At 39.0% G+C, this 24,501-nt stretch carries 21 protein-coding genes; 7 read left to right on the top strand and 14 right to left on the bottom strand.

The window, feature by feature from the left end; genetic code table 11:
* Positions 1–8 precede the first annotated feature (8 nt).
* From E4O04_RS07345 to E4O04_RS07315, 7 genes are all read right to left on the bottom strand, one after another.
* Positions 9–1,226 carry an ATP-binding protein gene (locus E4O04_RS07345; RefSeq protein WP_253707105.1) on the bottom strand — a complete coding sequence of 406 codons (1,218 nt, stop codon included), beginning with the start codon at positions 1,224–1,226 and terminating at the stop codon, positions 9–11.
* Between the two features lie 95 nt (positions 1,227–1,321).
* Positions 1,322–3,172, bottom strand: coding sequence for a 2-aminoethylphosphonate aminotransferase (locus E4O04_RS07340; protein WP_253707103.1), 1,851 nt, complete (start codon positions 3,170–3,172; stop codon positions 1,322–1,324).
* Entirely contained in the window at positions 3,165–4,301 is a 1,137-nt protein-coding gene (aepY, locus tag E4O04_RS07335) for a phosphonopyruvate decarboxylase (protein ID WP_253707101.1), read from the bottom strand. The genes E4O04_RS07340 and aepY overlap by 8 nt, the downstream gene beginning before the upstream one ends.
* Complete coding sequence (gene aepX / locus E4O04_RS07330) at positions 4,302–5,603, bottom strand: phosphoenolpyruvate mutase (RefSeq protein ID WP_253707099.1); 1,302 nt, start codon at positions 5,601–5,603, stop codon at positions 4,302–4,304.
* A gap of 21 nt (positions 5,604–5,624) precedes the next feature.
* Positions 5,625–5,936, bottom strand: coding sequence for a nucleotidyltransferase family protein (locus E4O04_RS07325; RefSeq protein WP_253688005.1), 312 nt, complete (start codon positions 5,934–5,936; stop codon positions 5,625–5,627).
* A 29-nt stretch (positions 5,937–5,965) separates the two neighbouring features.
* On the bottom strand, positions 5,966–6,388 hold the full coding sequence (locus tag E4O04_RS07320) for a nucleotidyltransferase substrate binding protein (protein ID WP_253707097.1): 423 nt from the start codon (positions 6,386–6,388) through the stop codon (positions 5,966–5,968).
* A 286-nt stretch (positions 6,389–6,674) separates the two neighbouring features.
* Positions 6,675–8,399 (bottom strand): cation:proton antiporter domain-containing protein, encoded by a 1,725-nt coding sequence (locus tag E4O04_RS07315; protein WP_253707096.1) that lies wholly within the window; start codon positions 8,397–8,399, stop codon positions 6,675–6,677.
* Positions 8,400–8,567: 168 nt separating this feature from the next.
* Here E4O04_RS07315 and E4O04_RS07310 point away from each other — a divergent pair, with 168 nt between their 5' ends.
* The gene (locus E4O04_RS07310) at positions 8,568–8,807 is read left to right on the top strand and encodes a hypothetical protein (RefSeq protein WP_253688030.1); all 240 of its coding nucleotides are present in this window, start codon (positions 8,568–8,570) and stop codon (positions 8,805–8,807) included.
* 24 nt (positions 8,808–8,831) lie between these two features.
* Positions 8,832–9,497 carry a DUF8091 domain-containing protein gene (locus E4O04_RS07305; protein WP_253688031.1) on the top strand — a complete coding sequence of 222 codons (666 nt, stop codon included), beginning with the start codon at positions 8,832–8,834 and terminating at the stop codon, positions 9,495–9,497.
* A 74-nt stretch (positions 9,498–9,571) separates the two neighbouring features.
* Here E4O04_RS07305 and E4O04_RS07300 read toward each other — a convergent pair whose 3' ends face one another.
* Both E4O04_RS07300 and E4O04_RS07295 read right to left on the bottom strand, forming a co-directional pair.
* On the bottom strand, positions 9,572–10,306 hold the full coding sequence (locus E4O04_RS07300) for a flagellar filament outer layer protein FlaA (protein ID WP_253688032.1): 735 nt from the start codon (positions 10,304–10,306) through the stop codon (positions 9,572–9,574).
* A 21-nt stretch (positions 10,307–10,327) separates the two neighbouring features.
* The gene (locus E4O04_RS07295) at positions 10,328–11,038 is read right to left on the bottom strand and encodes a flagellar filament outer layer protein FlaA (RefSeq protein WP_253688033.1); all 711 of its coding nucleotides are present in this window, start codon (positions 11,036–11,038) and stop codon (positions 10,328–10,330) included.
* A 205-nt stretch (positions 11,039–11,243) separates the two neighbouring features.
* Here E4O04_RS07295 and E4O04_RS07290 point away from each other — a divergent pair, with 205 nt between their 5' ends.
* The 5 genes from E4O04_RS07290 to E4O04_RS07270 all read left to right on the top strand — a co-directional run bounded on the left by E4O04_RS07290 (position 11,244) and on the right by E4O04_RS07270 (position 17,397).
* Complete coding sequence (locus tag E4O04_RS07290; protein ID WP_253707095.1) at positions 11,244–12,482, top strand: HD domain-containing protein; 1,239 nt, start codon at positions 11,244–11,246, stop codon at positions 12,480–12,482.
* Positions 12,483–12,553: 71 nt separating this feature from the next.
* Positions 12,554–13,255, top strand: a complete 702-nt coding sequence (locus E4O04_RS07285) for a late competence development ComFB family protein (protein ID WP_253688035.1) — start codon at positions 12,554–12,556, stop codon at positions 13,253–13,255.
* On the top strand, positions 13,255–14,070 hold the full coding sequence (gene purQ / locus E4O04_RS07280; RefSeq protein WP_253688036.1) for a phosphoribosylformylglycinamidine synthase I: 816 nt from the start codon (positions 13,255–13,257) through the stop codon (positions 14,068–14,070). Before E4O04_RS07285 ends, purQ begins: the two co-directional genes overlap by 1 nt.
* A 26-nt stretch (positions 14,071–14,096) precedes the next feature.
* The gene (locus tag E4O04_RS07275) at positions 14,097–15,416 is read left to right on the top strand and encodes an SH3 domain-containing protein (protein ID WP_253688037.1); all 1,320 of its coding nucleotides are present in this window, start codon (positions 14,097–14,099) and stop codon (positions 15,414–15,416) included.
* A 4-nt stretch (positions 15,417–15,420) separates the two neighbouring features.
* Positions 15,421–17,397 carry an ABC-F family ATP-binding cassette domain-containing protein gene (locus E4O04_RS07270; RefSeq protein ID WP_253710824.1) on the top strand — a complete coding sequence of 659 codons (1,977 nt, stop codon included), beginning with the start codon at positions 15,421–15,423 and terminating at the stop codon, positions 17,395–17,397.
* 12 nt (positions 17,398–17,409) lie between these two features.
* On the opposite strand, the gene E4O04_RS07265 is transcribed toward E4O04_RS07270, so the two are convergent.
* Genes E4O04_RS07265 through E4O04_RS07245 form a run of 5 tightly spaced genes read right to left on the bottom strand, consistent with a single transcriptional unit; the run spans position 17,410 to position 24,395 of the window.
* Complete coding sequence (locus E4O04_RS07265) at positions 17,410–18,033, bottom strand: DedA family protein (protein ID WP_253707094.1); 624 nt, start codon at positions 18,031–18,033, stop codon at positions 17,410–17,412.
* Between the two features lie 9 nt (positions 18,034–18,042).
* Positions 18,043–20,034 (bottom strand): NAD(+) synthase, encoded by a 1,992-nt coding sequence (locus E4O04_RS07260; RefSeq protein ID WP_253707093.1) that lies wholly within the window; start codon positions 20,032–20,034, stop codon positions 18,043–18,045.
* On the bottom strand, positions 20,027–21,043 hold the full coding sequence (lgt, locus tag E4O04_RS07255) for a prolipoprotein diacylglyceryl transferase (protein WP_253688040.1): 1,017 nt from the start codon (positions 21,041–21,043) through the stop codon (positions 20,027–20,029). The genes E4O04_RS07260 and lgt overlap by 8 nt, the downstream gene beginning before the upstream one ends.
* Before the next feature lie 11 nt (positions 21,044–21,054).
* Positions 21,055–23,241: a FapA family protein gene (locus tag E4O04_RS07250; protein WP_253688041.1), complete on the bottom strand. Its 2,187-nt coding sequence runs from the start codon at positions 23,239–23,241 to the stop codon at positions 21,055–21,057.
* An 11-nt stretch (positions 23,242–23,252) separates the two neighbouring features.
* Complete coding sequence (locus tag E4O04_RS07245; RefSeq protein WP_253707092.1) at positions 23,253–24,395, bottom strand: nucleotide-binding protein; 1,143 nt, start codon at positions 24,393–24,395, stop codon at positions 23,253–23,255.
* Between the last annotated feature and the right edge of the window lie 106 nt (positions 24,396–24,501).

Here is a 24,501-nt window from a genome sequence, read left to right as displayed (position 1 = left end):
ATTAAAAATTATTCAAAATATTCCCATGCAGGCATGATTTCAACTCTTTTGTCTTCCTGCACAAAAACATCATGCGAATTTTCCGTAAGGATTATTCCTTTTTTCAATTTGAAAAAATCCATTGCAGATAACAAGCCTTTTATTTCCCGCTCCGTGTTATCATGCTCCAATTTTAAGCACACTTGAATACACATAGGGGTAGTATACGGATTGATAACAAAATCACATTCACAATTACCTTCGTTATAATAATAAATTTGCTTATCGTCAAAACTGCCGTATTTTCTACGCAACTCGTTAAATACGAAGTTTTCTAAAATATGCCCGGCATTTTCACTAAACGCAAAACCGGCGGTGCGTATAAAACCTATATCCGTAAAATAAACTTTTTTCGGTGCAAGGCTTTGCGCTTTTTGCGACCATGCAAATTTTTGAACCAAACTCAATAAATATGAGTTTTCAAAGTAGGAAAAATATTCCAAAATTGTCGTATGAGATTTTACACCGGCAACATTTTTTAGTTTGCTGGGAGAAATCAAAGAACCTGCATGTGAAGCTAAAAAAATATAGAGTCTTTGTAAAGAGCGTTCATCCCATACATTGTACCTGACAGCTATATCCCTGTATAAAATATCTTTTTGAAGCTGTGTTAAAATTTCGGGGTTTTTTAATTTTAAATACTCAGGAAAACCGCCCATTTGAAAATATTTCTTAAAAGAATTATATCCTCTTTTTGTCTTTGAAAAAGTTAAGTATTCGGAATATGAAAAAGGAAAAAGTTCTTTAACAATATGTCTTCCTGTTAGTTTTGTCCCCAGCTCCCTGCTTAAAAGCGAAGCATTTGAACCCGTAAGCACAACTTTAAAACCTTGATCAAGTTTTTGGCGTACATACAGTTCCCAGTTCGCTGCAGTTTGAATTTCATCAAAAAAAATGAGTTTTATACCGGTTTCATCTATTATTTCATCTAAGATGCTGTAGTCCGAAACGGAAAATTCAAGCAGACGCAAATCATCAAAATTTAAATAGAAAAACGGCTTTCCGGTCTTTTTTATAAATTGACGCAATAAAGTGCTTTTACCGCACCTTCTTACACCGCTTATTACAAGAGCATGATTTTTTATATCCGGAAGAAAATTTAAGGCAAATCGAAAAACACCGTCATCGGTATCTTTTATGCTTTCAACCTGACTTAAATATACCTCACTTAATCTCGCCTTTTGCATATATTAAAAGTATACACAAAAAATAAAATATGTCAATGGTAATGGCATAAATATGTCGATATCATCAACATATTTATGCCATTACAAATGGAGTATTATACCCCAACTCCAATACCTTTCATATACTCTTCAAGTTTTACGGTAAATCTGCGCATTTCCTCCGGTTGAATATCGCCGATGTTGGCAATACGGAAAGTATTGATATTGCCTAGTTTTCCCGGGTAGATAGTAAAGCTATTTTCCGAAGCAAAGTCATGCAAGGCTTCAAAACTGTATTTAGAAGTTTCGGGTTCCAATATTGCCGTAATAAATCGGCTTTGATGTTCTTCTTTTACAAGCATTTTAAGACCTAGCTTTTTAACGGCTGCAACCAAAATCTTCCAGCATTCACTGTAACGCTCATACCGCTTTCGCACTGTTTCCTGTTTTGTTTCTAGCACAGCCTGACGCAGTGCATACATGGTTTGTACCGGAGGAGTAAAACGGGTTTGGTGCGTTTTTGTAAAGTAGGCATACTGGTCATAAAGGTTTAAATAGTAATTCCGCATGGGATAATCTTTTGTTTTTTCAAGCTCAGCCTTATTGCAAATGACAAAGCCGACACCCGCCATCCCTTGAATATTTTTGTTACTGGTAGAAGCCATAAAGTCAATACCCAAAGTTTTTAAATCCATAGGCATTCCGCAATAGGCACTGACAGCGTCCACAACCGTAACCATGCCGTATTTTTTTGCCATAGGGCAGATAATATGCAAGGGGTTTAAAAGTCCAGTAGTTGTTTCATGGTAAACACAGGCAATGTGGGTATATTTTTTTGTTGCAAATTCGGCTTCAAGTTTTTGTAAATCCAAAGGCTCATATGTCGAGCTTTTAAAAACATCCATCGGAATTTTATAAATATCGGCAATTTTAGCCATTCTGGCGCCGTAAGATCCGTTATCTATTACCAAAAGTCTTCCGGTATCGGGAACACATGAAGAAACCATAACCTCATCCGCACCTGTACCTGAACAGCCGAACATGACCGTTTCGTATTCGTCGGGATTGGCTTCGGGGCTTAGAGCAAAAAGCTTTAATTCATCGCAAAGCCATTGCATCAAATCACCGAAAACTTTTTCGCGCGGGCAAATGTCGGCAGCCACTTGGGCATATTTTACGCTGTCCGTAGTGGTCGCGGGACCGGGATTAAGAAGCACTTCACGGCGTACAGCGCGCAGCTGCTCGTTTTCAACTATATGCGGATAGATATTCTTTACAGCCATTTCTAAATGGTCTTCATTATCGATTTCTCTCCAAACAAAGTATTCAATCTTTTTGATTGCAACGGATTCGGTTTCAGCTGTTTCCAAAAGTGCATGTTCATATTCCATTTTCGGTAAATCGCTGTGATGAGCTTTTGCAAACTCGCACATCTTATCCAACGTACCCTCGGTCAATTTTGTAATACCGACGAGTTCCCCGAAAATGTTTTTTAAAACATCTTTATTTTTTGAAAGTCCGGTAAGACAGGCATTTTCATCAGCTTCAAGATAAACCTCATCACCCGATTGCGTAGCACCGCTTGCCAATATAAGATTTTTACGCGAATCGTTTATAAGAGAAAATAAACCTATCGAATCATAAATAAGATCGGATTCTAAAAGTAAAAAACTTCCATCCACAAAAGGAGCGCAAACTTCAAGGGTTCCCATGCTTCCGGTATTTGCATAGTTTTCATTTTTTACAGTGATAATTGCAGGATATTTTTTTGCAAGGCGGTCATAATACTCGCTGCAATGCCCGGTACCGATTATAATTTTTTCAATTCCATGTGCAAGGAGTTTTTTTACCGACTGCTCTACAATCGGAGTGCCGCCTATTTCCAAAAATCCTTTCGGCATTGTTTTTGTTTTATCTTTTAAACGCGAACCCAGACCGCCCGCCAAAATTACAGCTTGTTTAATCATTTTTATCCTCCAAAAAATTCATAAAAGCTTTTTTGTTTTCGATAGGAGAAGACTTGGGGCGTCCTAAATCGGAACGTGCACCCTTTGTAACTAAAACTTCGATAAAAAAAGTTTCTTCAGCTGACGATAAATCTTTTAATTGAGTTTCAAGTTCTTCAATAGTTTTAACCGACACAACCTTAGTGTAACCGCAGGCTTCGGCAACGGCACACAAGTTAATTTTTCTTCCTACAGTAGGCTGACCGCCTACAGAATCATGTGCACCGTTATTCAAAACTATATGTACCATGTTTTTCGGTTTTTGCGTACCGACCGTAGTCAAAGCTCCAAGGTGCATAATCGCAGCACCGTCTCCGTCAATACAAAATATTTTTTTATCGGGCTTGCTTAAAGCAATGCCTAGAGCAATTTGCGAAGCATGTCCCATTGAGCCTACCGTTAAAAAATCCTTGGCATGACCTTGACCGTGTTTATCGCGCAGCTCGTAAAGCTCCCGCGAAGCCATTCCAGTAGTGGAAACAAAACATGCATTTAAAGGAGCATTCAGTATTATTTTTTCGATTGCTTCCTCGCGGCTTATCTCGGCGGGAACAGCTTCATTTGTTTTTAATTTATAAGAATCGAAAGTACCTTTTTTAATAATTACGGCATACGGAGAACTTTCAGTTTTAATGTGCACATAAGCGTTGCTGATTTGCGCTTTGGCTTCTTGTTCTTCTTCTTTTAAAATGCAATAGGGTATTTCCATTGCCTCAAGAAGAGAGCAAGTTACCCTGCCTTGTTTGATATGCTGCGGCTCATCATGCACATTAGGCTCCCCGCGCCAGCCTATTACAAGCAGCATGGGCACTGAATATACTTCTTCATCCGCAAGCGACAGCAGAGGATTAACCGTATTTCCCAAACCGGAATTCTGCATGTAAACAAGCGGCACGCTTCCCGTTGCAAAATAATGCCCTGCGGCAAGTCCTACCGCACAGCCTTCATTGGCTGCAATAATATGATTTTTACTTCCCGCCGTATCGGTTAAATATGCGCAAAAGTTTTTTAAAAGAGAATCGGGGACACCGGTAAAAAAGTCCGTGCCGTTTTCTTTTAGCAATTCATAAAAAAACTGAGGTCTTATCATTTATTTAGTTCCCGGAATAAGTTCCAAAATTTGTTTAATCGAAAGACACAATTCATTCACTTCTAAAGAGCGCTCAGCTTCCAAAATAGTCTGAGCCGCTTTAAGCATTGCAGGATACGAAGCGCGCAGCATGTGGTTTGCATAAATGATTATATTTGCACCCCAAGCAGCCAATTCTTTTTCAGTAAACTGATTATAAGTAGTAGGCACTAAAACTATCGGAACTTTTTCGTATTCCTTTCTAAAGCGTCCGCAAAACTCTTTTATGTCGTTTCCGTGTTTTTCCTTACTGTGAATCATAACGCCGTCGGCACCTGCCTTTACATAGGCAAAGGCCCGTTCCAAGGCTTCATCGACAGAATGACCTGCTATAAGAGACTCAAGACGGGCTATTATCATAAAGTCCTTTGTAACTTGTGCCTTTTTTCCTTCGGAAATTTTATGACAAAAATCGCCTACATCAGCCAATTCCTGTTTTGCCTCAGTTCCAAAAAGGCTGTTCTTCTTTAACCCTACCTTGTCTTCGATTATGATGGCAGAAACTCCGTTACGCTCAAGGGTCCGAACAGTAAAAACAAAGTGCTCTGTTTTGCCTCCTGTGTCCCCATCGTAAATAATAGGTTTAGTGGTACATTCAAGAATATCGGTTAAACTTTGCAAACGTGTTGTAAGGTCAACAGCTTCTATATCGGGCTTTCCCTTGCTGGTTGAATCAGTTAAACTCGAAGACCACATGCCGTCATAGCGGTGTACACCGTCATCTTTTTGCACTTCAATATTTTCTATTATAAGTCCGGAAAGACCTGAATGAGCTTCCATTATACGGACAATAGGCTTAGCCTCGATAAGACGGCGGAGTGTTTTCATTCTTATTTCGGGAGTAGTGCCTATGCTGTGCATGTTTGAAGCAAGCGCACTTGAATTGATTCCCTTTGTGTACGGAACTTCAATAACCTTGCCGCCCCACTCTTTCATTACTTCGATGACTTCATCCCGAATCTTGCTTAAAGAGCCGATTTTCCAATCATCGCCGTGAATAATAAAATCGGGCTTAAGCTTTTTTAAATTCGGAATATAAGACCAATCTTCCTGAGGAATAACCTCGCCTACACCCTTGATATTTTCAATAACCTGCTTACGCTGCTCATAAGTGAGATACGGAAGTCTTTTATGCGAAACAATAGCAGTATCTGTTAATAAGCCTATTATAAGATGCCCATGCTTTGCACCTTCGGTAATGATGTTAATAATCCCCGGGTGAATGATATCACCGGTAAGTCCCAAATATACTTTCTTTTGCATATATAAATACCTCAATAAAACTTAAATTTCTTTTGTTATAAACTCCATTCCTACCCTATCAATATGCTCCTTCAAGGCAGGGTTGGTAATTTCCTCATAAATCAGTATATCAGCTAAGTAAGGAAAATCCGATTCAGCTATTTCGTCAATCAAATCGCCGAGCGAATAAGGTGAAAAAAATTCAACACTCTTCAGTGCTATATCTATATCGCTTCTTTCGGTATTGGTACCCATTGCACGAGAACCGAAAACTATTGTCTCTCCGCTTTTAATGTGTTTTTTTAAAATACCAATCAATATTTTTTCTTGAGTTTCCGTTAGCCCAAACTTCATAACACACACCGGTCTTTAGAGCGCCCCGGCTATATTTCACTCTTAAAATAATCGTACATTTTTAACATTTCAGGATAAAAAGCTTCCTTTATGTTTTTTAATATTTCGAGGAGCTTTAAAGAATCGTATGTATGACTCATCAAATTTCTGCTGTTAGTCATTTCAATCCAAACATCAATTTCATCTACATATTTACTTTTATAAGCATCCTTAAAAACATACCTAGGTGATATACGCTCAAAACTAATGCCGTCAAACTCCATCTTATCCTTTAGAGTTTTCCAGAGAAGTTCAAAAGTATATTCAAACCGCTGTACAATACCTTCCTGAACAATAGCCTCATATTCGGATAAATTATCTTTTGACTCGACAATTTCCCTTAAGAGCAAAAAAGCTTTTTCGAAATTTTGAAAGCGCTGTTTCCAGCGGATATTTTCGATATGGTTCATCATATTAACTCTTAAAAACTTTAAATAGATTAATCACTCTCCCGCAGGCAGCTTAACAGGATTTCACGCATAAAAAAAGCTCTTTTTTTCAAAAGAGCATAAGAAACCTTTGCTTTTTTATAATTTTTATAAAAAAGCTCATCTTAAAAAAAATGACCAGCTGCCTGCAAAAGATCGCCGAAACAGATTCCAATGCCGGAAAAACTTTAATACACTGTGATAATACTATAAAAAACAAAGATTTTCAATAGGTTACACCTACTTAAAATAAAAAACAAAACACCAGCTTTTACTCCTGATCATAGTCGTTTTTATGCAATTCTATTATTTTTCTGTGCAAAAAATGATCTACGGTATCTTTTTCAGCCATACCAATAGGTTCTCCATTATCGCCGACTATAGGAACAGCATAGATATCTTTTTCGGTATAAAGCTCATATAAATCTTTTAGGCCTGTTTTTTCCGAGCAAACGATATCGGCAGGCTGCATGATATCCATGGCAAAAACACAGTCATAAATAGCAGTCATTGTTAAGGTTTCCTTCAGGTGTTCCAAACTTATCATACCGGCAAGAGTGCCGTCACTACTTCGAACTGCATAATTTAAGTTAGGACTGCGGCTAAATGAACCTATTATAGCACTTAAGGGAACATTTTCAGGAATAACTGCAGGAGAATCGGGAGAACAAATTGTTTTTCCGTTTAGCATAACGTCCCCAACCGATAAGGTCTTCATTAAATCCTCTTCGGTAACATCAAGACCGCATTCTCCGGATCTTTTTACCCCGTATTTTACACAAATAGGACCTACAAGCTGAACTAGAAAGGTTGTCGCAGTAATTATAAGAAGGATTGTAGGACCTATCGTATCTGAAAAATCATGTCCCGCCGAAATAGAAAGACCGATGGCAACACCTGCCTGACTTAAAAGACAAAACGGCAGATATTTTCTAACAGTTTCGGGAGCCTTTGTAATAATGGAACCCAGAATAGAACCTATGGTCTTTCCTAAGGTTCGCAAAACAACATATAAAAGAGCCAAAAAACCGACAAAGGGTGTTACATTCCAAATGTTCAATTTAGCCCCGACCAAAACGAAAAAAAGCACATAAATGGGAGGCGTAAAATTTTCTACCAAGGTAAAAGTGGAACGAGTTTTTGCAGGGGCAAAATTAACCATAAAAAAACCTAAGGCCATTGCAGCTAAGATGGTATCCAGATTAAGCAGATAAGCAATACCTGTAGAAAGAAGGAGACAGCCCAATGAAAAACCCAAAATTCTGCCTGAATCGGTCATCATATTTCTGATAATCAAACTTAATAAAAAGCCTATTAGGCTTCCCAAGCAGATAGAGCCTAGGATATTGTATAAGAGCAAAAGAATCCGGTTTCCGAAGCTTGCCGTTTGAGCCCCCAAAAGAGAAGCAGCTATTGAAGAAGCAAGGGCGTATAGCACAAGGGCTACGGCATCATCCATGGCAACAATGCCTAGGACGGTGGTTGTTAAGGGGCCTCTTGTCCTGTTTTCGCGCAAGACATCAGTCGTTGCAGCAGGAGCTGTCGCAGAAGATATTGAACCCAAAATTAAACCTAAAGAAATAGAGGCAGCAAAATTCTTTGTAACAAAATATGCAGCAAGAAAAATTACTATAGAAACCGTCATAAAAGGAACTATGGACTCAAAAATCAAGATACCTACAAATTGAGTTCCGTACTTTTTGATTACCTTTGTTTTTAACTCCCCTCCGATTAAAAAGCCGATAAGAGCTAAGGCAATGCTCGACAAGGGATCCAAGGCAGTAATCACTTGTGCCGACAAAATTTGAAAACCGGATTGCCCTATTATTATACCGATTACAATGTAGCCTACAACCTGAGGAATCTTTATTTTTTTAAAAACGGTTCCTCCGAGAGCACCTAAAAGCAATATTATGCCCAAAAGTAAAATAAGATTTGTATTTTCAAGCCGTGAAAACTGCATAAAAGCGGGAAGGAATTCAGCCAATTTATTCATAATCATAAATATTATCCCTTTCAAAAAAAAATGTAAATACGATTATGTAAGAAAAGCTCGAATTTTTTAATATTTGTTTTTATCGGATAGCACTTTTTTATTCGGAGAGATTGAAACAAAAGTTTTCACTAAATTGACAAGGACTTAAAAAGAGTGTAAACTCATCCTATGACCCTGTATGAATATTATATAATTTACCCTGACGGAGAAAAACAAGAAATAGGAGGCCCCGTATCTATAGGAGCCTTTTTAGACATTAACGGAAACGAGCTGCCTCAGAGACTTCCTACAAATAAGATGATAGTTTATCAGGTACAAAGTAAACGTACTATCGAAAATCGCGGAATAGTTCAAATTATATATGTTGTAGAACAGCTTGATGCCGAAGAGCTTTTAGATTATGTCTAAAGACTCACAATCATCTATAACCAAATGATAAATACCTATAACGAAAGTGACTTGCATAAAAGCCTAAAAGAATACTTTTGTCCAAAAAACGGAAAAATGGAGCAGCCTCTTTTAGGCAGCATCTGCGATATTCTTTGCGATACAGGACGTGTAATAGAAATACAAACCGCAAATTTAAGCGCTTTAAGATTAAAGTTAGAAAAATTTTTACCGGCTCACAAGGTTTTAATCATCTACCCCATAGCAATCGATTCATATATACAAGTTTTAAATGAGGACGGTTCAACACGGCATAGGAGAAAAAGCCCTAAACACGGATCCTTTTTTCAAATCTTTAAAGAACTTTCAGGTCTTTATCATTTGATAGACAATAAAAACTTAAGCTTTAAACTTGTATATATAAGCGCTGAGATTATAAAAACTGATACGGGAGCTAAAAAAAGAAGAGCTTACCGCCCCGGAGTCATAAATAAAAAACTTATAAAAATACACAGCACCGAAGACTACAAGAATATGAAGGCTATATGCAAAAAAGTCCTGGGTCTTCTCCCTGAAGAATTTACAAACCAAGATATAAAAAAAATTGGAGCAAAAAAATATGCTTCTTATACAAGCTGGTTTTTAAGCAAGGCGGAACTTGTACAAGCAGAGGGCAAAAGAGAAAGGCTTAAGCTTTATAAGAAGATATAAAAAAAAGGTTAAAAACATCCATAGGAGTTTTTAACCTTTTTCTATGATAAAACTTAAAGTTTCAAGGAAAATTTTTACCAGTTATCCGACATATCGTCCTTATCGCGCATATCAACTTCATATAAGTCGCTTACAACGCGAAGATCATCAAAGTAGATGTAATAATGACCATAAGCTTCTTCAGGATCACATTCAACTCGGAAACCTACAATCTTAAGTCCCATGCTTGTGCCGTAGTGATAGTCCTTTTGGATGATACCTGTCTTTCCGGCAGAATTCTGCGGGGGAATAGCGACAGTCATCAGCTTCCAACCGGAATGATTGAGTTTTCCTACATAAAGCTCAAATCTCTTTCCCCAAAAGTCTTCTACTATCAATTTCATTGTGTGGGGATAACTTCGGCCTACAACCCAAACACTTGCAGTCTTTGCAATTCCCTCCACAGGGAGAGCCTTTGTTGCATGAACTTCAAAGGAGTTATAACCGCGTCGATAAAAAGAAACTTTTACACCAAGAACTTTTTCATCGGTAAGCTCAAGCCCTTCTTCTGCAGGAATAGGCTTCTTATTCATGGGATTACCGTTAAAGAGTCTGGAGCGGATTACACCTTCATCAGCCGACATCTTTGCATACCAAGTACCTTCACTTTCAAACTTTTCAATAGAAACTTCTTTAATCCTCTGCTCGGCAGAATCAATACCGATTTTATTGGGATCAGCAGCATCTATTGTAGAAAAATCATTTTGCTGGGCAAAAGAAAATGCAACAAAACCTACCAAAAACAAAATTATAGCTATACTCTTTTTCATTATCTAACCTCCACGCTGAGCCTATTCGGTTTTTTCACCGTCAAAAGATTGATCAGCCAATTCGTAGCCGTCATAAGAATCGACATAGACATCCGTCAAGGCTTTAAATTCATCAAAAAATATCTTAAATGAATCAACTCTTTCAAAAGGAGCAGTTCTGATTCTAAAAGCTACAAAAGTCATCTTATTTTTATTTCCAAGATATCTGGATGCCTGAGGTATGCTTGTAGGAACTGTCACATGCATATTCTTCCAGCCTTTAAAGTTAACATAACCTAGGGGTAATGTATGAGTTCTTCCTTCACAGTCCCGGACAAGGATTTCTATGTTATAATAATAACCGGCACCCCAAACCCACATATCCAATCGGTGAACATTTCCTTTAAAGGGCATTTCATAGGGTTTACCGTCTTTGGTGGGAACAATATCTACCCAGTTATCGCCTTTTCGGTTAAATTTAAACTCGAGCCCAAGAAATTTAGCATTTTCAGCATCATCATTCATTACCTTTACTGCATGAGGCATTCCGTTAAGATATTGAACCTTGGGATAACCTTCAGTAATAAATTTACTTCCAACAGCCTGATAAGCCCAACCCTGGCCGTCAGGATTATCGAATGTATCGACCATATAAGTTTGATAATTAATCGAACCTTGCTGCGCCGTTAAAGGTGCAAATGCGAACAACAACATTAAAGCAATGCCCGCAAAAACTAAACCGCCATGTTTCATGTATAACTCCTTTTGTTTCGTTTCAAACTCTGTGTTGTATTATATTGTAAAAAACATTATTTGTCAAACAAAAAACAATATTTTCTGCAAAATAAGGACACATAGTGAGTATCGGCAAATTCAATCCGTTTCTACAGGGGTATTCAAACATAAAATCCCTGTTATCGACATTATATCAAATTTATGTTAGAATATCAATTACCTTATGACCGAATTAAACGATTTTTCGAAACCCATCCGCGATCCTATATGGAAGCACATATGGATGAATGATGAATTATATGCCGTAACAAAGACAGTCCCCTTTATGCGCTTATATAATATAAAACAGCTGGGCCCGGCAGAGCTTGTTTATCCCGGTGCAAGCCATACAAGGGCAGGGCACAGTATCGGAGTTTACAATATAGCCCTAAAAATGCTCAATATTTTGTTAAAAAAAGGAGCTGATGTCTGGGTTTCAAAGGAAGGTGCTATGTCCTTTTTAGCGGCTGCCCTCCTCCACGACCTCGGCCATTTTCCTTTTACCCATTCCCTTAAAGAATTAAAGCTAAAAGAGCATGAGGAACTTACGGGAGAGCTTATTTTAAAAGAACCTCTGCGTTCTGAAGTAGCCAAAATAGGAGCAGCCCCCGAGCGGACAGCAGCTATAATAACCGGTGAGGGCAAAGATGATGCCGAAACCGCTTTTTTTCAAAAGCTGCTCTCAGGTGTCTTAGATCCCGATAAACTTGATTATCTTAATAGGGATGCCTTTTATTGCGGAGTACCTTACGGAATTCAGGATACGGATTTTATCCTTTCACAGCTCATTCCCGACAAAAAAAACGGCATAAAGATAGAATCAAAGGCAATATTAAGCGTAGAAAGTATCCTCTTTTCAAAATATCTTATGTATAAGTCGGTTTACTGGCACAAGGATGTGCGTATAGCAACGGCTATGATGAAAAAAGCCATATTTACAGGAATCGAAAGGGAAAAATTTTCTCCCGAAGACCTATATCATCAAGATGATGAGGGGATTTTCAGACTTTTGGAAAAGACTAACTATCCCGAAAAAAAGCCGGCCCAAGATTTAAGGCTCGGTAAAATCTATCATATTATAGCCGAGGAAGCCTTTCAAGGTGAGAATCCGAAGCACAGAAATTTGGAAGACTTGTACAAACGCCGAACGGCAGAAGAAACCTTAGCAGAATATTTTTCAAATAAAACCGGAATTAAAATAGGCAGTGAGGAGATTGTTATAGATATACCTGAACGAATTTCTTTTGAATCGGACTTATTTATAGAGGATGAAAAGAAGGTATTCAGCGAAAGTTCTACCGTGTTTTCAAAGGAATTTATCAAAACCCTTGTTCCTTCTTTGAGAAAAATAAGGATAGCCGTTTCGGATAAAATTCATAAAAAAACCTCAAATCTTAAGCAAACAATCTTGCCGATTTTTTAAATATCGGGTAGAATAAATCAAATCGTCGATATTGAAAAAAAGATGAGCCGATTAGCCTAAGGAGAGTATTTATGATCATTCATAATGTTATGGAAGACTTGGTATATACCGAAGTCAACAAACTATTTGATGAAGCCGAAGAAAAAAAAGAAAGCTGGCTTACATGCAGTTGTATGCAATGCAGAGTTGACACCATGTGCTATGTACTCAACCGGGTTAAACCCCGCTATATCAAATCCGGGAGAGGCCTTGCTCACTTTTTAAAATTTGAAAAAACGGAAAAGGTCCAGATCATGGCCGATATTACAAGTTTGGTAATTGAGGGTATGCACAGGGTACTTTCTACAAAAAGGCCTCATGACCATGAGCCCATAATCGAAGACGAAAATACTCCGGTTTTTAATTTTCCTGCCATAACAGGAAATATCTTAGACGGAAGCAACTTTAATCCTATGGAAGATGCTGTGGTCAGTCTTAAAATGAACGGAGAACTTGTACCCCAGATGAGTATTCTGTGGGACAACCCTTATACAATATCTAATAAGACTCCGGGAGCTTATACATTTTGTCCGAAATCAATACCGGCCGAAAAGGCAGGAGATGTACAAAAATTCATTTTTGTTCTTAGGGCCGAAAAAGAAGGTTTTGATCCGACCAATTTTTCATTTGATATTGAAGTAAAGGCTGATGATAAGATAAAGTCTCCTTTGGACTCTTCAAACTTTTATAAAGTTAAAAATTTATTTTTATGCGAACACAGTGAGGAAGAATAATGATGAAACCTAAAGCCTTAGTATTACACGCAACAGGTACAAATAGGGATGGAGATGCGTCAAGAGCCTTAGAACTTGCCGGAGCAGAACCTGAGATTGTACATATAAACAAACTTAAAGCAAAAGAAAAAAAATGGAAGGATTATGCAATTCTTGTAATTCCGGGCGGCTTTTCTTATGCAGATGCCCTTGGAGCAGGTAAGCTTTTTGCCCTCGATTTAAGCAATTACTTTTTTGATGAGGTAAGCGAATTCGTAATAACGGGAAAGCCGGTCATAGGCATTTGTAACGGTTTTCAGGTTTTGGTAAAGTCAGGCATCCTCCCCGGAAAAGAAAAAGACGGAAAGGTTATTTTGGATAAGGACGGCTATAAAAACAGACAAGCTACCCTAACCTATAATAAACAGGGAAGATTTGAATGCCGCTTTACAACTATGATTCCTCAAAAATCAAACTGTATTTGGACAAAGGACCTAAAAGGCAATATACACTGCCCAATAGCCCACGGCGAAGGACGCTTTTTGACCGATTCTCAAAAAACTCTTGATGATTTATTTGAAAAAGGACAGGTTGCGCTGGTTTACGGAGGAAGGGATGCCGAAAAAGGCCTTCCTGCAAACGGAGAGTACCCTTTTAATCCTAACGGATCTCTTGCAGATATAGCCGGCATATGCAATACACGAGGAAATGTGCTCGGCCTCATGCCCCATCCCGAAAATAATGTAGTTATAAGAGAAAGGGATTCGGAAAAAGAAAAGGAACGCACAAGACTCTGCCTTGATATGTGGAAGGCCGGAGTCAATTATGTTCTATAAAAAAAGAAATATTTTGAGGTATTTGCATGAATAATTTTTTTCGAAAATGGAAACTGCTTGTTTTTATTTTAGTATCTGCTATAGCATCGTCTGTTTTTTTCGGCTCGTGTTCAAAAAAGCTTGGTTACGGTGTAGTAAACTGGTCAATTCCCGAATATAACCTTACTGCAGGAGATATAATACCTGTTTATGTAAAATCTAATATTGAAAAGGTTTACATTGTAGGCCTAAACGAAAAAACATCGCTAAGAGTAGAGATTCCCCTTTGGCAGCTTACCTTTTTTGAGTCAAAAAAAGATGCAGGTAAATTTCAGGCAAGGTTAACCGATCATAAACATGCTTATGCAAGGGTTAAGTTAGACGGCCTTCCGATGCGCTCAAACCCCGACAATACCTCAAATCAGGTTTACCGCTTAAAATTAGGACAACTTGTAAAGATTCTTTGGTTCGGAGAAGGGGTTCCGGTTTTGAAAGGCGGAAAACCTATGGACGGCCAGTGGTATGAGGTTCTAACCGAGGATGGAGTAAGAGGATGGTGTTTTTCATATAATCTAAATATCTATGATGAAAGAGAAACTGAGTCATCCGAAAACTCGAATTTAGCCCAAGAAAAAGATGCAGAACTTGATGCTGTTCTAAACGAATTTTGGTATCCCGAACATTACAGAAAGATGATAAACAACAGGCAGGTTGATCTCGATAAAATAAGCCTGACATGGGGCTTTTTTCCGGGTTTACGCTCAGGTATTGCAAGAGTCGAGCTTGAAAACACAAGGCTTTCTTTTCCATATACCAAGGTTATCAAAATCGGAAACAAGTATCTCTTTGAAGGCTCTAATCTTTCGATGCAGATAAGAGGTAAGGATATCATCACTCTCGAATTTTCCGATAAGAACGGAAAACTCAGGCTGGAAAACTTTATCACCCTAAATGCCACACCTGAAAATATTATCAATAAAGAAATAAAAAGAAGAGAAGCGGTAATAGAAAAAATAGCAAAAACTTCATCCGAATTTACATCGGAAAATTTCGGTTCTTTGAAAATATTGTCTGACGGTCAATTTATTTGGAGCGGTTACAACCTTCTCTCTCCCTCTATTATACCTTCGGGAGCAGGTTCTTCCGGCAAGATTAGTTTAAAGCATTTTTTGGACAAAAAGCTTTTATCGGACTATGAGGGAGCTTTGAGTTTTCGGTTTGAAAAAACATCCGAGCCCGTTGTCTTTATGTACAGTATTTCATCCAAGGGGCTCCGCCTTGAAGCAGTAGAGTCTTCAAGTATACAGGATAATATTGTAACACGCAGAAGTTTAGATCCGGTGATCTTGTTCTTTGCAGCAAACTAAAGCCATGCCCTTTATACAGCTTTCAAAGATTTCCCTTGCCTTTGGGGACAGAGACATTTTAAAAGACGTTACCCTAATTTTAACGGCCGGAACAAAGGCTGCCCTTACGGGAGCAAACGGCTGCGGCAAATCTACCTTAATGAAGATTGTTGCAGGTCAGATGAAAGCCGACTCTGGGGAGATAGCCTCGGAAAAATATACATCAATAGCCTACTTACCTCAGTCGGGGATAGTCCACAAGGGCAAAACCTTGGCAGAAGAGGCCGAAACGGCCTTTGCTTACGGCTACGATATTATCAAAGCCATGGATGAGACAGGCGAAAAGATGAAAACAGAAAAGGACGAGCAAAAGCTCCTAGCCTTGGCAAACGATTATCACGCCTTGCAAACAAGGCTTGAAAATTCGGGCTGGAATGCAAAAAAAGGCCTTATCGATGAAACCTTACGCGGCTTGGGCTTTTCTTCTTCCGATTTTAATAAGAACACAGAAGAATTTTCAGGCGGCCGGCAAATGCGCATAGCCCTTGCAAAGGTTCTTTTACAAAATGCAGATATAATTGTTCTTGACGAGCCCACGAACTACCTCGATATCGAAGCCCGCTCTTGGCTTGAGCTTTGGCTTAAAAAATTTAAGGGAGGCTTTTTACTTGTAAGCCATGACCGCTACTTTTTGGATCAAACCGTAAACGAAACTTACGAGCTTTTTAAGGGAAACTTAAAAAAATATAAGGGAACCTACAGCGATTATGAAAGAATAAGGACTGTAGAACTTGAAGGCCTTATCAAAGCTTATGAGCAGCAGCAAGAAGAAATTGCCAAAACCGAAGACTTTATCCGAAAATTCAGGTATACGGAAAGCCGAGCCGCCTTGGTTCAGGACAGAATAAGGCGGCTCGAAAAGATGGAAAGGATAGAGCTTCCCGAGCACCTAAAAAAAATACGCTTCAGCTTTCCTCCGGCCCCTCATTCGGGTAAAATTGTCTTACAGGCAGAAGGAATAAGCAGGGCCTACGTAACGGCATCCGGTACTCACAGGGTAATCGAAAATTTGGATTTGACAGTCGAAAAGGGAGAACGCCTTGTTTTAGCCGGAAAAAACGGAGCAGGCAAGTCAACTCTCTTGCGTATTCTGGCAGGAGAGGATAAGGATTTTACGGGCAGCTTAAAAGAAGGAGCCGGGGTTAGAATGGGCTATTTTTCTCAAGACGAATCAGAGACCATTACGGGAAGCGAAAGCATAATAGATCTCCTCGAACGCTCGGCCCCTACCGAACTTGTTCCTAAACTATACGATATGCTTGCAGCCTTTTTGTTCCGAGGGGACGATATTTATAAAAGCCTTTCGGTACTATCGGGAGGAGAAAAATCGAGGCTTGCCCTGCTCCTTCTTCTTTTAAAACCCTTGAACCTTTTAATCTTGGACGAACCCACAAACCACTTGGATTTACACTCCAAGGATGTGCTCTTGGATGCCCTAAAACGCTTTGACGGAACCGTAATCTTTGTATCACACGACAAGGGCTTTATACAGGACCTTGCAACACGAGTCTTGGAACTCAAGGCCGATGAAGAAGGATTCCGGCCTTCAAGGATAAGAAATTTTCCGGGAACCTACGATTATTATCTTTACCGCATTGAGCAAGAAGAAGCCGATGACGACTCCAAAACTTCCGTAAATGGAACAAAACCTCAAGCAGCAGCTCAGCCGATAAGCTCGGCCGCACTTTCCTATGAGGAGCAAAAAAAGCTCCGCTCGGAAAGAAGAAAATTAGAAAAAGAAGAAGAGCGGCTATTAAACGAAATAGAAAAATGCGAAGCGGAAATAGCCGAAAATGAAGCCCTCCTAGCCGAACCCGAAGTCTATTCCAACGGCGAAAAAAGCAGGGCCGTGCAGAAAAAAATAGAGGAGCTGAGAACAAGGGCTGAAGAACTTTCGGAAAGCTGGGCAGACGCAGCTGCCAAGTTGGAAGCCTATGGCTAAATCGGAATAAGCTTATTTTTTTTCTTGGTCGAGTTTTTTGTCGGCAAATTGAAAGAGCTTTCCGGAGCTGACAAGATAGGCGCCGGCAGCCAAGAATAGGACAAACATTACGATGCCGAATATCTTCATAAAATCGCCGCCCTTGCTTCCGAAAAAGTAAACCAGACTGTATAATACGGTAATATTGCATACTGCAGCGATTGAATCATAGATCAGGAATTTATAAAATGGGTATTTTACAAAACCGCTCGTCATAGATACGGCATTCCGAACTCCGAAAGGGATAAAGCGGCAAACTATAAAGGTAAACACGCCGTGTTTTTGAAGAGACTTTAAAAGACGGTAAGTGTTTTCCTTTGTTATAATCTTTGAAAAAAGGCCCATCGATATGGAACCCTTAGCAATAAGCCTCCCCCAGCCATATACCATACAATCACTTATAATGGCACCAAAGTACAGAGCAGACAAAAAATGGGGAATTGAAGCCTTTTCACCTTGTGAAAGAATAGCTGACATTGCAACAAGAACGTCTTCCGAAATAGGTATATTAAAGCCTCCAAGGAAGAGGCCGATAAAAACTACCAAGGGAAAATAAGTTATATAGTTACCTATCCAATTCAAAAAAGCTGCCAGCATATCGGTATGTTACATTATTTTAACTAAAAATTCAAGCTCTTTTTGCCATATTTTTACCGAGATTTCGGAGGGCATAAGCCAAGCTCCTCTGGGAGAAAGAGAAAAACCGGTAACGGAGGCTCCTTCGGGACTGCATGATCTTTTAAACTGCTGAGAGAAAAATCTCTTATAAAAAATATTCAGCCATTTTAAAATTTCGGTCTCAGAATAAGCGTCATCCTTAAAGGTTTCAAGGGCAAGAAAATAAACCTTTTTAGGAGAAAAACCGTTCCCTATTGCATGATAAATAAAAAAATCGTGAAGCTGATATGGGCCTATTATATCCTCGGTCTTTTGTGAAATTTCTCCGTTTTTAGGCGGAAGAAGCTCAGGGCTTACAGGCGTATTTATAATATTTGATAGAAGCTCAAAAAAGGCTGCGTTTTTCTTTTCATCTTCAAAGAAAATCTTATTTTCGGCAAAGGCAAGGATGCAATCTTTTAAAAGGGTCTTTGGAATTGAAGAATTGACCTCATACATAGACATCTGGTCGCCCCCGTATGTCATCCAGCCCAGGGCTGCCTCAGAGAGGTCTCCTGACCCAACCATAATTCCGCCGATTTGGTTCGCCTTATCCATCAAAATTTGGGTCCTTTCACGGGCCTGGGCATTTTCATAAGCAATATCATGATTATCCATATCCTGCCCTATATCTGAAAAGTGCTGAACCATAGCCTTCCCGATAGGAATTTCCAAAAGAGTACAGCCTAAAATTTCTGCCAGAGCCGAAGCATTGTTCTTTGTTTTTTCGGTTGTCCCAAAGCCGGGCATTGTAACAGCATAGAGGTTTTTTAAATCAATGTTTAAAAGTTTAAGGGAATATGCAGATGCAAGGAGGGCTAAAGAAGAATCCAAGCCTCCTGAAATGCCTACCACGCATTTTGAGCAGCCTATAAACTGAAGGCGGCTTGCGAGGGCAGAGCCTTGGAAAAAAATAAGCTCCGAAAAGAAATTCTTATATATAAAATTTTTATGAAGATCATCGCAATAAGGTAAAAAAGGATTTTTTTGTACATAATAATCTAAAGTCTTTTTAGTATTCAACTTTTCTTTTTCTATTAAAATTTCCCAATCGGAAGCAGGCTTTTTTGAAAACTTCAAACCTAGTTTTTGCCCCTTTAAAAATTCCATATCGATATCGGAAGATATGTAAGGTTCTTCTTTTGAAGTAAGAGACAGCTTTTGCAAAAGCGGGTCTTTTAAACCTTGAGTAAACCTTAGTTCCTTTCCGTTTTCAAATATGCCGCACTCTCCTGCAAAAATATAATCCGAAACAGACTCCCCGATTCCGCAGTTTACAAAGGCAAGGGCCGATTTTTTTGCGGCAGAAAAGGCCTTATACCCTTGCCTCATAGCAGACGCACCAAGAGGTTTTGAAGGCTCAGCAAGCGGAGCTAAAATAAGATCCGAATAAGAAGAAGCATCAAAAGAAAACGAAAAACCCTTGCCAAGATTATAAGAATCCTTATGGCTTACAATAAATTTAAAATCTTTTCCAAAAGGAATATTTTCTCCGCAAAATGGAACCAGACAGGGTTCATCTTCAAAATCGTAAAAATGAGGACTTAAAAATTCTGAAGGAAGATGCGGCACAAGGGCTATAAGCCTTCCGCTCCCGATTACCGCCGAGCAAGAATAAAGTTTATTACTATACAAAAAAGGAAGGCCCACAACGGACAAAATAGAAAATTGCTTAGTCTTTTCGGCTATAAGTCTTACTGCATCAAAGGCTTTTTCGATTAAAAGAGACTGTTTAAAAACTGAGCCTAATGATGCCCCTGTAATCGAAAGTTGGGGAAAAAGAATCAGGTTTGCACCATCTTTCTCGGCTTTTTTAATCTCCTGAAGATGGAGATTTAAATTTTCGTCTATGTCTGCAAGAGAAATTTTAGGCGAAGAAACTGAAACACGGTAAAAGCCCAGCTCTTCAATACAAAAATTAAGGCCCTTCTTTTTATCCATTGTTTTTCCCTTTTTTCTCTTTTACATTTTTATCCTGCAAATACAGAATAAACATCGCAGCAAGAGAGCCCAAAATCATCAAGCTGCATAGTATTTGCCCTGTAGATATGTTTTTCCAAGATTCATAAACATAGATATTTGCAGCCCCGAATCCTAAAGATATGGGATAGCCCTTGTTGGCATCCGGCTGGCGGAAATATTCGATAAAAAATCTAAAAAAGCCGTAGCCCAGAGTATAAATACAAACCAAAAAACCATCAAAGGGCTTTTTTTTGCGAAGAAGCCATAAGATAAGCCAAAGCACAATTCCTTCAAAAAAAGCCTCGTATAGCTGACTTGGATGACGAGGCAAGTTTATCATTAAAGCTCCCTCCTGAATTGCAAGACCGGCTTTTTCGGCAAAGTCTCTTACCCAGCCTTCGGCCAAATAAAACCGGTCCGAAACAGGCGCTTGAGGAAAAATCATTCCTATTTTAGCTGTTGTTATTCTTCCGTAGAGCTCGCCGTTTGCAAAGTTACCCAGACGGCCGAAGGTGTAGCCTAGAGGAATTGAAACGGCCATAAGATCTGCAACGGCGGCAAATTTAAATTTAGATTTTTTTGTCCAAAGCACAGTTCCCAAAAAACCGCCTATAAAACCTCCGTGGTAAGACATACCTTGAAGTCCGACAAAAATGAGTTTTCCGGCCCCATCCCTTGCAAAGGGCCAAAAAATCAGCCAAGGGGCTTTTAAATAGGTTTCAGGATTGTAGACAAGGGTTCCGAAAATTCTTGCGCCCAAAATAAGCCCAAAGATTCCCCATATAAAAAGGTCTGCTATGTCATCTTTTGTCATAGCCTTTTGGCTGAGCGAATATCTTTCAAATTCCCCTTTGTTTACCTGATAAGAAAACAAAAAATATGCAACACCAAAGGCAACAAGATACATAAGACCGTACCATCTAAAAAAGGGCAGTCCCGGAATAATTTCGGGATGAAGCCATGAAGGATATTGTATAGCTAAAAGCATCGTCAAACCCCTTATTTTTCTAATTCAACTTCTTTAATAGGCAAACATATAATTTGTCCGTTTTTTTCATCGAACTCAAAAAAGACATTGTGATGAGTTTCCATAACTTCAAAATAGCGGCCGTGACTTTCAAGAACGACACCGGGATAAACAGAGCCTGTAACCTTTATTTTTGAAGGAATGTGAAATTCAAAATTTTCTTTTAGGTTAAATATGCGGACTGTAAGAGCACTGTTTCTTTTTAAGAGCTTAACCTTTTTTTGTCTTAGAGCATCAATATTCGGAGGATTTGTTTGTAATTCTTTTTCAATTTTTGCAAGCTCGGCGTTATTATCTTCTATTTCTTTTTCACGGACTTCAATTTCATCCTTTATTAAATAGTCCTGCCCGAACGAGATAATGGTTCTTATGGTTTTTTCGGCTCCCAGATCATGAACCGACACACCCTTTGCAGCATGGATACTTCCGCCGAGCAATACACCCGGGCTGCCCGTCAAATGCACGGTCCCGTTTGTTTTTACCAAGCACTTAAAACAGTAAGAAGCAATGCTTATATCGCCGCCCGAAAAAACTCTTGCATTTTCTGCATATTGTAAAGTGGTTTTATCCTTAGCCCAAACAGTACCCCTGCCCTTTCCGTTTATGCCTCCGTTTAAAATAAGGGAGTCTTCCGAATAAATCAGGGCCTTTTCTACAGTACCGGTAATTGTCAATTTTCCCTTTGATTTTACCTTTACATCATCTTTAATATCGCCCGTAATAATCAGGTTGCCGGGAAAACTTACATCTCCGAATTTGGTATCTATATCGCTTTGAATGGTTTTAAGCGATGAAATTGAAAGGGCATTATTGAATAAGGAAAGCTCTCCCGATTCTGCCGCAAGAAATTTAATTACGTGTTTTTCTTCGGTAACTTTTATGGTTTCGTCATTAGCCGGTATATCTGTAGGTTCGGCATTTTTCGGATCAATAGGTTCACCGAAAACATTTTTTCCCTTTTCGCCCTTAGGTAAAAGGCGGGCCGTTAAAATCAGAGCATCTTTTTCGACAGTTGCCGTACTAAGTTCTTCATTAAATTTAACCGACCATTCAAGCCGATAAGAGCCGGGAGCAATGGGGGGAGTTCCGCTTAAGATTACAAACTCACATTCATCGTTTGCCTTTCTAGCCGATTCGATAATCTCGTTTATTCTTGTCTCCGAAATTGAATCAAGCAGATTAACTTCATTTAAGGCAGTTTTTACCCCTATTACCGAAAGCCTTTCTCCGGCACCAAGTCCCGACTGCAAAATAAGAGAGGCTTCCATCTTATCACGGCTTATTACGGCTCTCACCTTAGCATCCCTATACGGAACTATACGTATCTTCAAGCCTCGTTCGGTATTCGCTATTAAAAGAAGACCGGTAACTCCTGCACGCAGCTCGGAATGGTTTTGTACTATATTTCGTAAATCCAAGAAAAAAGGATCATTGCCGGGAAGGCCCGGAATAGATTGACCGTATACGTCAACACCGGCTTCTCCCAATCCTGCATCTTCCACCTCATAAATAAGGTCTCCCTTTTCTACAACGGTAAGGGTTTCGGCCTCGGAAAGAGGATAATCCTGGTCTGTTGTGGGATTTTCTACATCAGGGGTACGTAAATCGGGTCTTTTTAAACGGTCTGCCAGACGTTGTACCTCATGGTCAGGTATTTGCTCAAAATGAGTGATAAGTTTTTTATCGGGTCCTCTTTTTGGAGGAGCTCCTTCAGCAATCTGCATGGAAAATTCCATCTCTGAAGAATTTATAAAATCGCTTAAACCCTCTTTTACCTTTGCCGTATCGATATTTGCAATATTACTTCTTTGCAGAAGTCTGCTTATAGTGGACATATCCACTTCGTTAGCGGAATCGGCGGCTTTTCGTACATAAAGATAGGCCGCAGTTTTATCGTTATTTGCCGTAATCCTCGCATCAAAGTTGGGATCAAGTTCAAGCGGCAGAGGAATCGGTTCTATGCCTGAGCCGGTATGTTTTTTTAAATAGTCTTCAATAGTTTTTTTACTAACAAGGGATGAACTTTTTATTCCGTTTCTTTTTGCCTCAAGATGGATATCATCAGCTGAGGGGCAATTTTCATGCTCAAGTAAGGCTGTAAAGGTTAAAAACCACTTCCCGCTGTTATTTTTCTTTAATGTCCACAACTTATTTTCCATAAACTTTTTTCCTATACTTTAAAGCCCTGCTTAAGAGCCTTTGCTATTTTTGTTTTTAACAATAAATTTTCATTCCTTAGCACATTTATCTCAAATTGCTGAGATTTTATAATTTCGCTCATTTCACCCGAAGACAAGACCTCTCCTCCTATCAAGTCATCCAAATATTCCATCTTAGACTTAAAATCCGTTTCAGCCTCAGCTTCAGCCGACATAAAAGAATAATCTGAAAATTCTTGAAAGTCTTCTCCACTATAATTTTCGGCTTCAGATTGAATAAGTTTATCGGCTATTCGGTATATAGCCTGAGAAATCATGGACTGAGGTTTGTACCTGATTACCGGAAGTCTTGAAGAAAGAGCCTTATCCTGAACGGCATCCGTGTATATTACCCCAAGATGCTCAAGGTCAATATTAAGGTACTGCTTTGCAGAACGGCGTATCTTCATAGCTTTTTCAGCATCCTTTGGATCATCCATCATGTTCATTATAATGCGCGGCTTAAAATGTGAAAATTTATTTAAAAATTTATTAGTATTTTCGGGGTCCAAGGACATCAATTCTTGGGTTATTGAAGGAATATAAAGGCGCTGCATACCGGGAACATCATTTTTTAGTTTTTCAAAAAATATACCGCCCTTAGATTTTGCAGGGAATGAAGAACACATCATTCTAAACACAATATTTTTTAAAAAAACATAGGCATCGAGGGTTGAGGTTACTGAAGGAGAGGTAATTATGATTCCCTGAGGGGATAGTAAAAAAAAGTCTAAGATACCCAGGTGAGTACCTGCTCCTAAATCCAAAACCAAAAAATCGGCTTCAAGCTTTAACAGCTCTTTTACCAAAGAGTTTCTCTGATATATTTTTAAGGCGGCAAATCCGGGAATTTCGGAATCGCCCGGGATAAACCTTACATTTTCATACTCTGTTTCGATTATTATATCTTTAAATTCGGCAGCCTTTGTTAAAAAAGTACCTATGCCGTTTTTGCGTCCTTGAATACCTAAAACCAAGTGAAGGTTTGAAGCTCCTAAATCAAGGTCTGCCAACACTACCCTCTTACCTGCCTGCCCCAATGCAATTGCAAGATTTGCAGCTATAAGACTCTTACCTACACCGCCCTTTCCGCTGGCAATAGGAATTATTTGCATAAAGACCTCTCCCTTTTTAAGCATAAAATTAATATCACAGTATCAATATACAAAAATAACCTTGTTGTCCGTGTCTGTAAAATAAACATATCGGCTGTCCAATCCG

The sequence above is a fragment of the Treponema sp. OMZ 799 genome, assembly GCF_024181365.1.
GTDB lineage: Bacteria > Spirochaetota > Spirochaetia > Treponematales > Treponemataceae > Treponema_B.
The sequence above is the reverse complement of the archived record's forward strand: the minus strand, read 5'-3'. Positions and strand labels throughout refer to the sequence as shown.

What these genes read in the sequence shown, in the direction of transcription:
- E4O04_RS07300 (WP_253688032.1), bottom strand. Translation starts at nt 10,306, where the DNA reads ATGAAAAAGAGTATAGCTATAATTTTGTTTTTGGTAGGTTTTGTTGCA.
- E4O04_RS07275 (WP_253688037.1), top strand. Translation starts at nt 14,097, where the DNA reads ATGAATAATTTTTTTCGAAAATGGAAACTGCTTGTTTTTATTTTAGTA.
- E4O04_RS07285 (WP_253688035.1), top strand. Translation starts at nt 12,554, where the DNA reads ATGATCATTCATAATGTTATGGAAGACTTGGTATATACCGAAGTCAAC.
- E4O04_RS07260 (WP_253707093.1), bottom strand. Translation starts at nt 20,034, where the DNA reads ATGGATAAAAAGAAGGGCCTTAATTTTTGTATTGAAGAGCTGGGCTTT.
- E4O04_RS07250 (WP_253688041.1), bottom strand. Translation starts at nt 23,241, where the DNA reads ATGGAAAATAAGTTGTGGACATTAAAGAAAAATAACAGCGGGAAGTGG.
- E4O04_RS07325 (WP_253688005.1), bottom strand. Translation starts at nt 5,936, where the DNA reads ATGAAGTTTGGGCTAACGGAAACTCAAGAAAAAATATTGATTGGTATT.
- aepY (WP_253707101.1), bottom strand. Translation starts at nt 4,301, where the DNA reads ATGATAAGACCTCAGTTTTTTTATGAATTGCTAAAAGAAAACGGCACG.
- E4O04_RS07305 (WP_253688031.1), top strand. Translation starts at nt 8,832, where the DNA reads ATGATAAATACCTATAACGAAAGTGACTTGCATAAAAGCCTAAAAGAA.
- E4O04_RS07270 (WP_253710824.1), top strand. Translation starts at nt 15,421, where the DNA reads ATGCCCTTTATACAGCTTTCAAAGATTTCCCTTGCCTTTGGGGACAGA.
- E4O04_RS07340 (WP_253707103.1), bottom strand. Translation starts at nt 3,172, where the DNA reads ATGATTAAACAAGCTGTAATTTTGGCGGGCGGTCTGGGTTCGCGTTTA.
- purQ (WP_253688036.1), top strand. Translation starts at nt 13,255, where the DNA reads ATGATGAAACCTAAAGCCTTAGTATTACACGCAACAGGTACAAATAGG.
- aepX (WP_253707099.1), bottom strand. Translation starts at nt 5,603, where the DNA reads ATGCAAAAGAAAGTATATTTGGGACTTACCGGTGATATCATTCACCCG.
- E4O04_RS07245 (WP_253707092.1), bottom strand. Translation starts at nt 24,395, where the DNA reads ATGCAAATAATTCCTATTGCCAGCGGAAAGGGCGGTGTAGGTAAGAGT.
- E4O04_RS07320 (WP_253707097.1), bottom strand. Translation starts at nt 6,388, where the DNA reads ATGATGAACCATATCGAAAATATCCGCTGGAAACAGCGCTTTCAAAAT.
- E4O04_RS07295 (WP_253688033.1), bottom strand. Translation starts at nt 11,038, where the DNA reads ATGAAACATGGCGGTTTAGTTTTTGCGGGCATTGCTTTAATGTTGTTG.
- E4O04_RS07290 (WP_253707095.1), top strand. Translation starts at nt 11,244, where the DNA reads ATGACCGAATTAAACGATTTTTCGAAACCCATCCGCGATCCTATATGG.
- E4O04_RS07345 (WP_253707105.1), bottom strand. Translation starts at nt 1,226, where the DNA reads ATGCAAAAGGCGAGATTAAGTGAGGTATATTTAAGTCAGGTTGAAAGC.
- E4O04_RS07310 (WP_253688030.1), top strand. Translation starts at nt 8,568, where the DNA reads ATGACCCTGTATGAATATTATATAATTTACCCTGACGGAGAAAAACAA.
- E4O04_RS07265 (WP_253707094.1), bottom strand. Translation starts at nt 18,033, where the DNA reads ATGCTGGCAGCTTTTTTGAATTGGATAGGTAACTATATAACTTATTTT.
- lgt (WP_253688040.1), bottom strand. Translation starts at nt 21,043, where the DNA reads ATGCTTTTAGCTATACAATATCCTTCATGGCTTCATCCCGAAATTATT.
- E4O04_RS07315 (WP_253707096.1), bottom strand. Translation starts at nt 8,399, where the DNA reads ATGAATAAATTGGCTGAATTCCTTCCCGCTTTTATGCAGTTTTCACGG.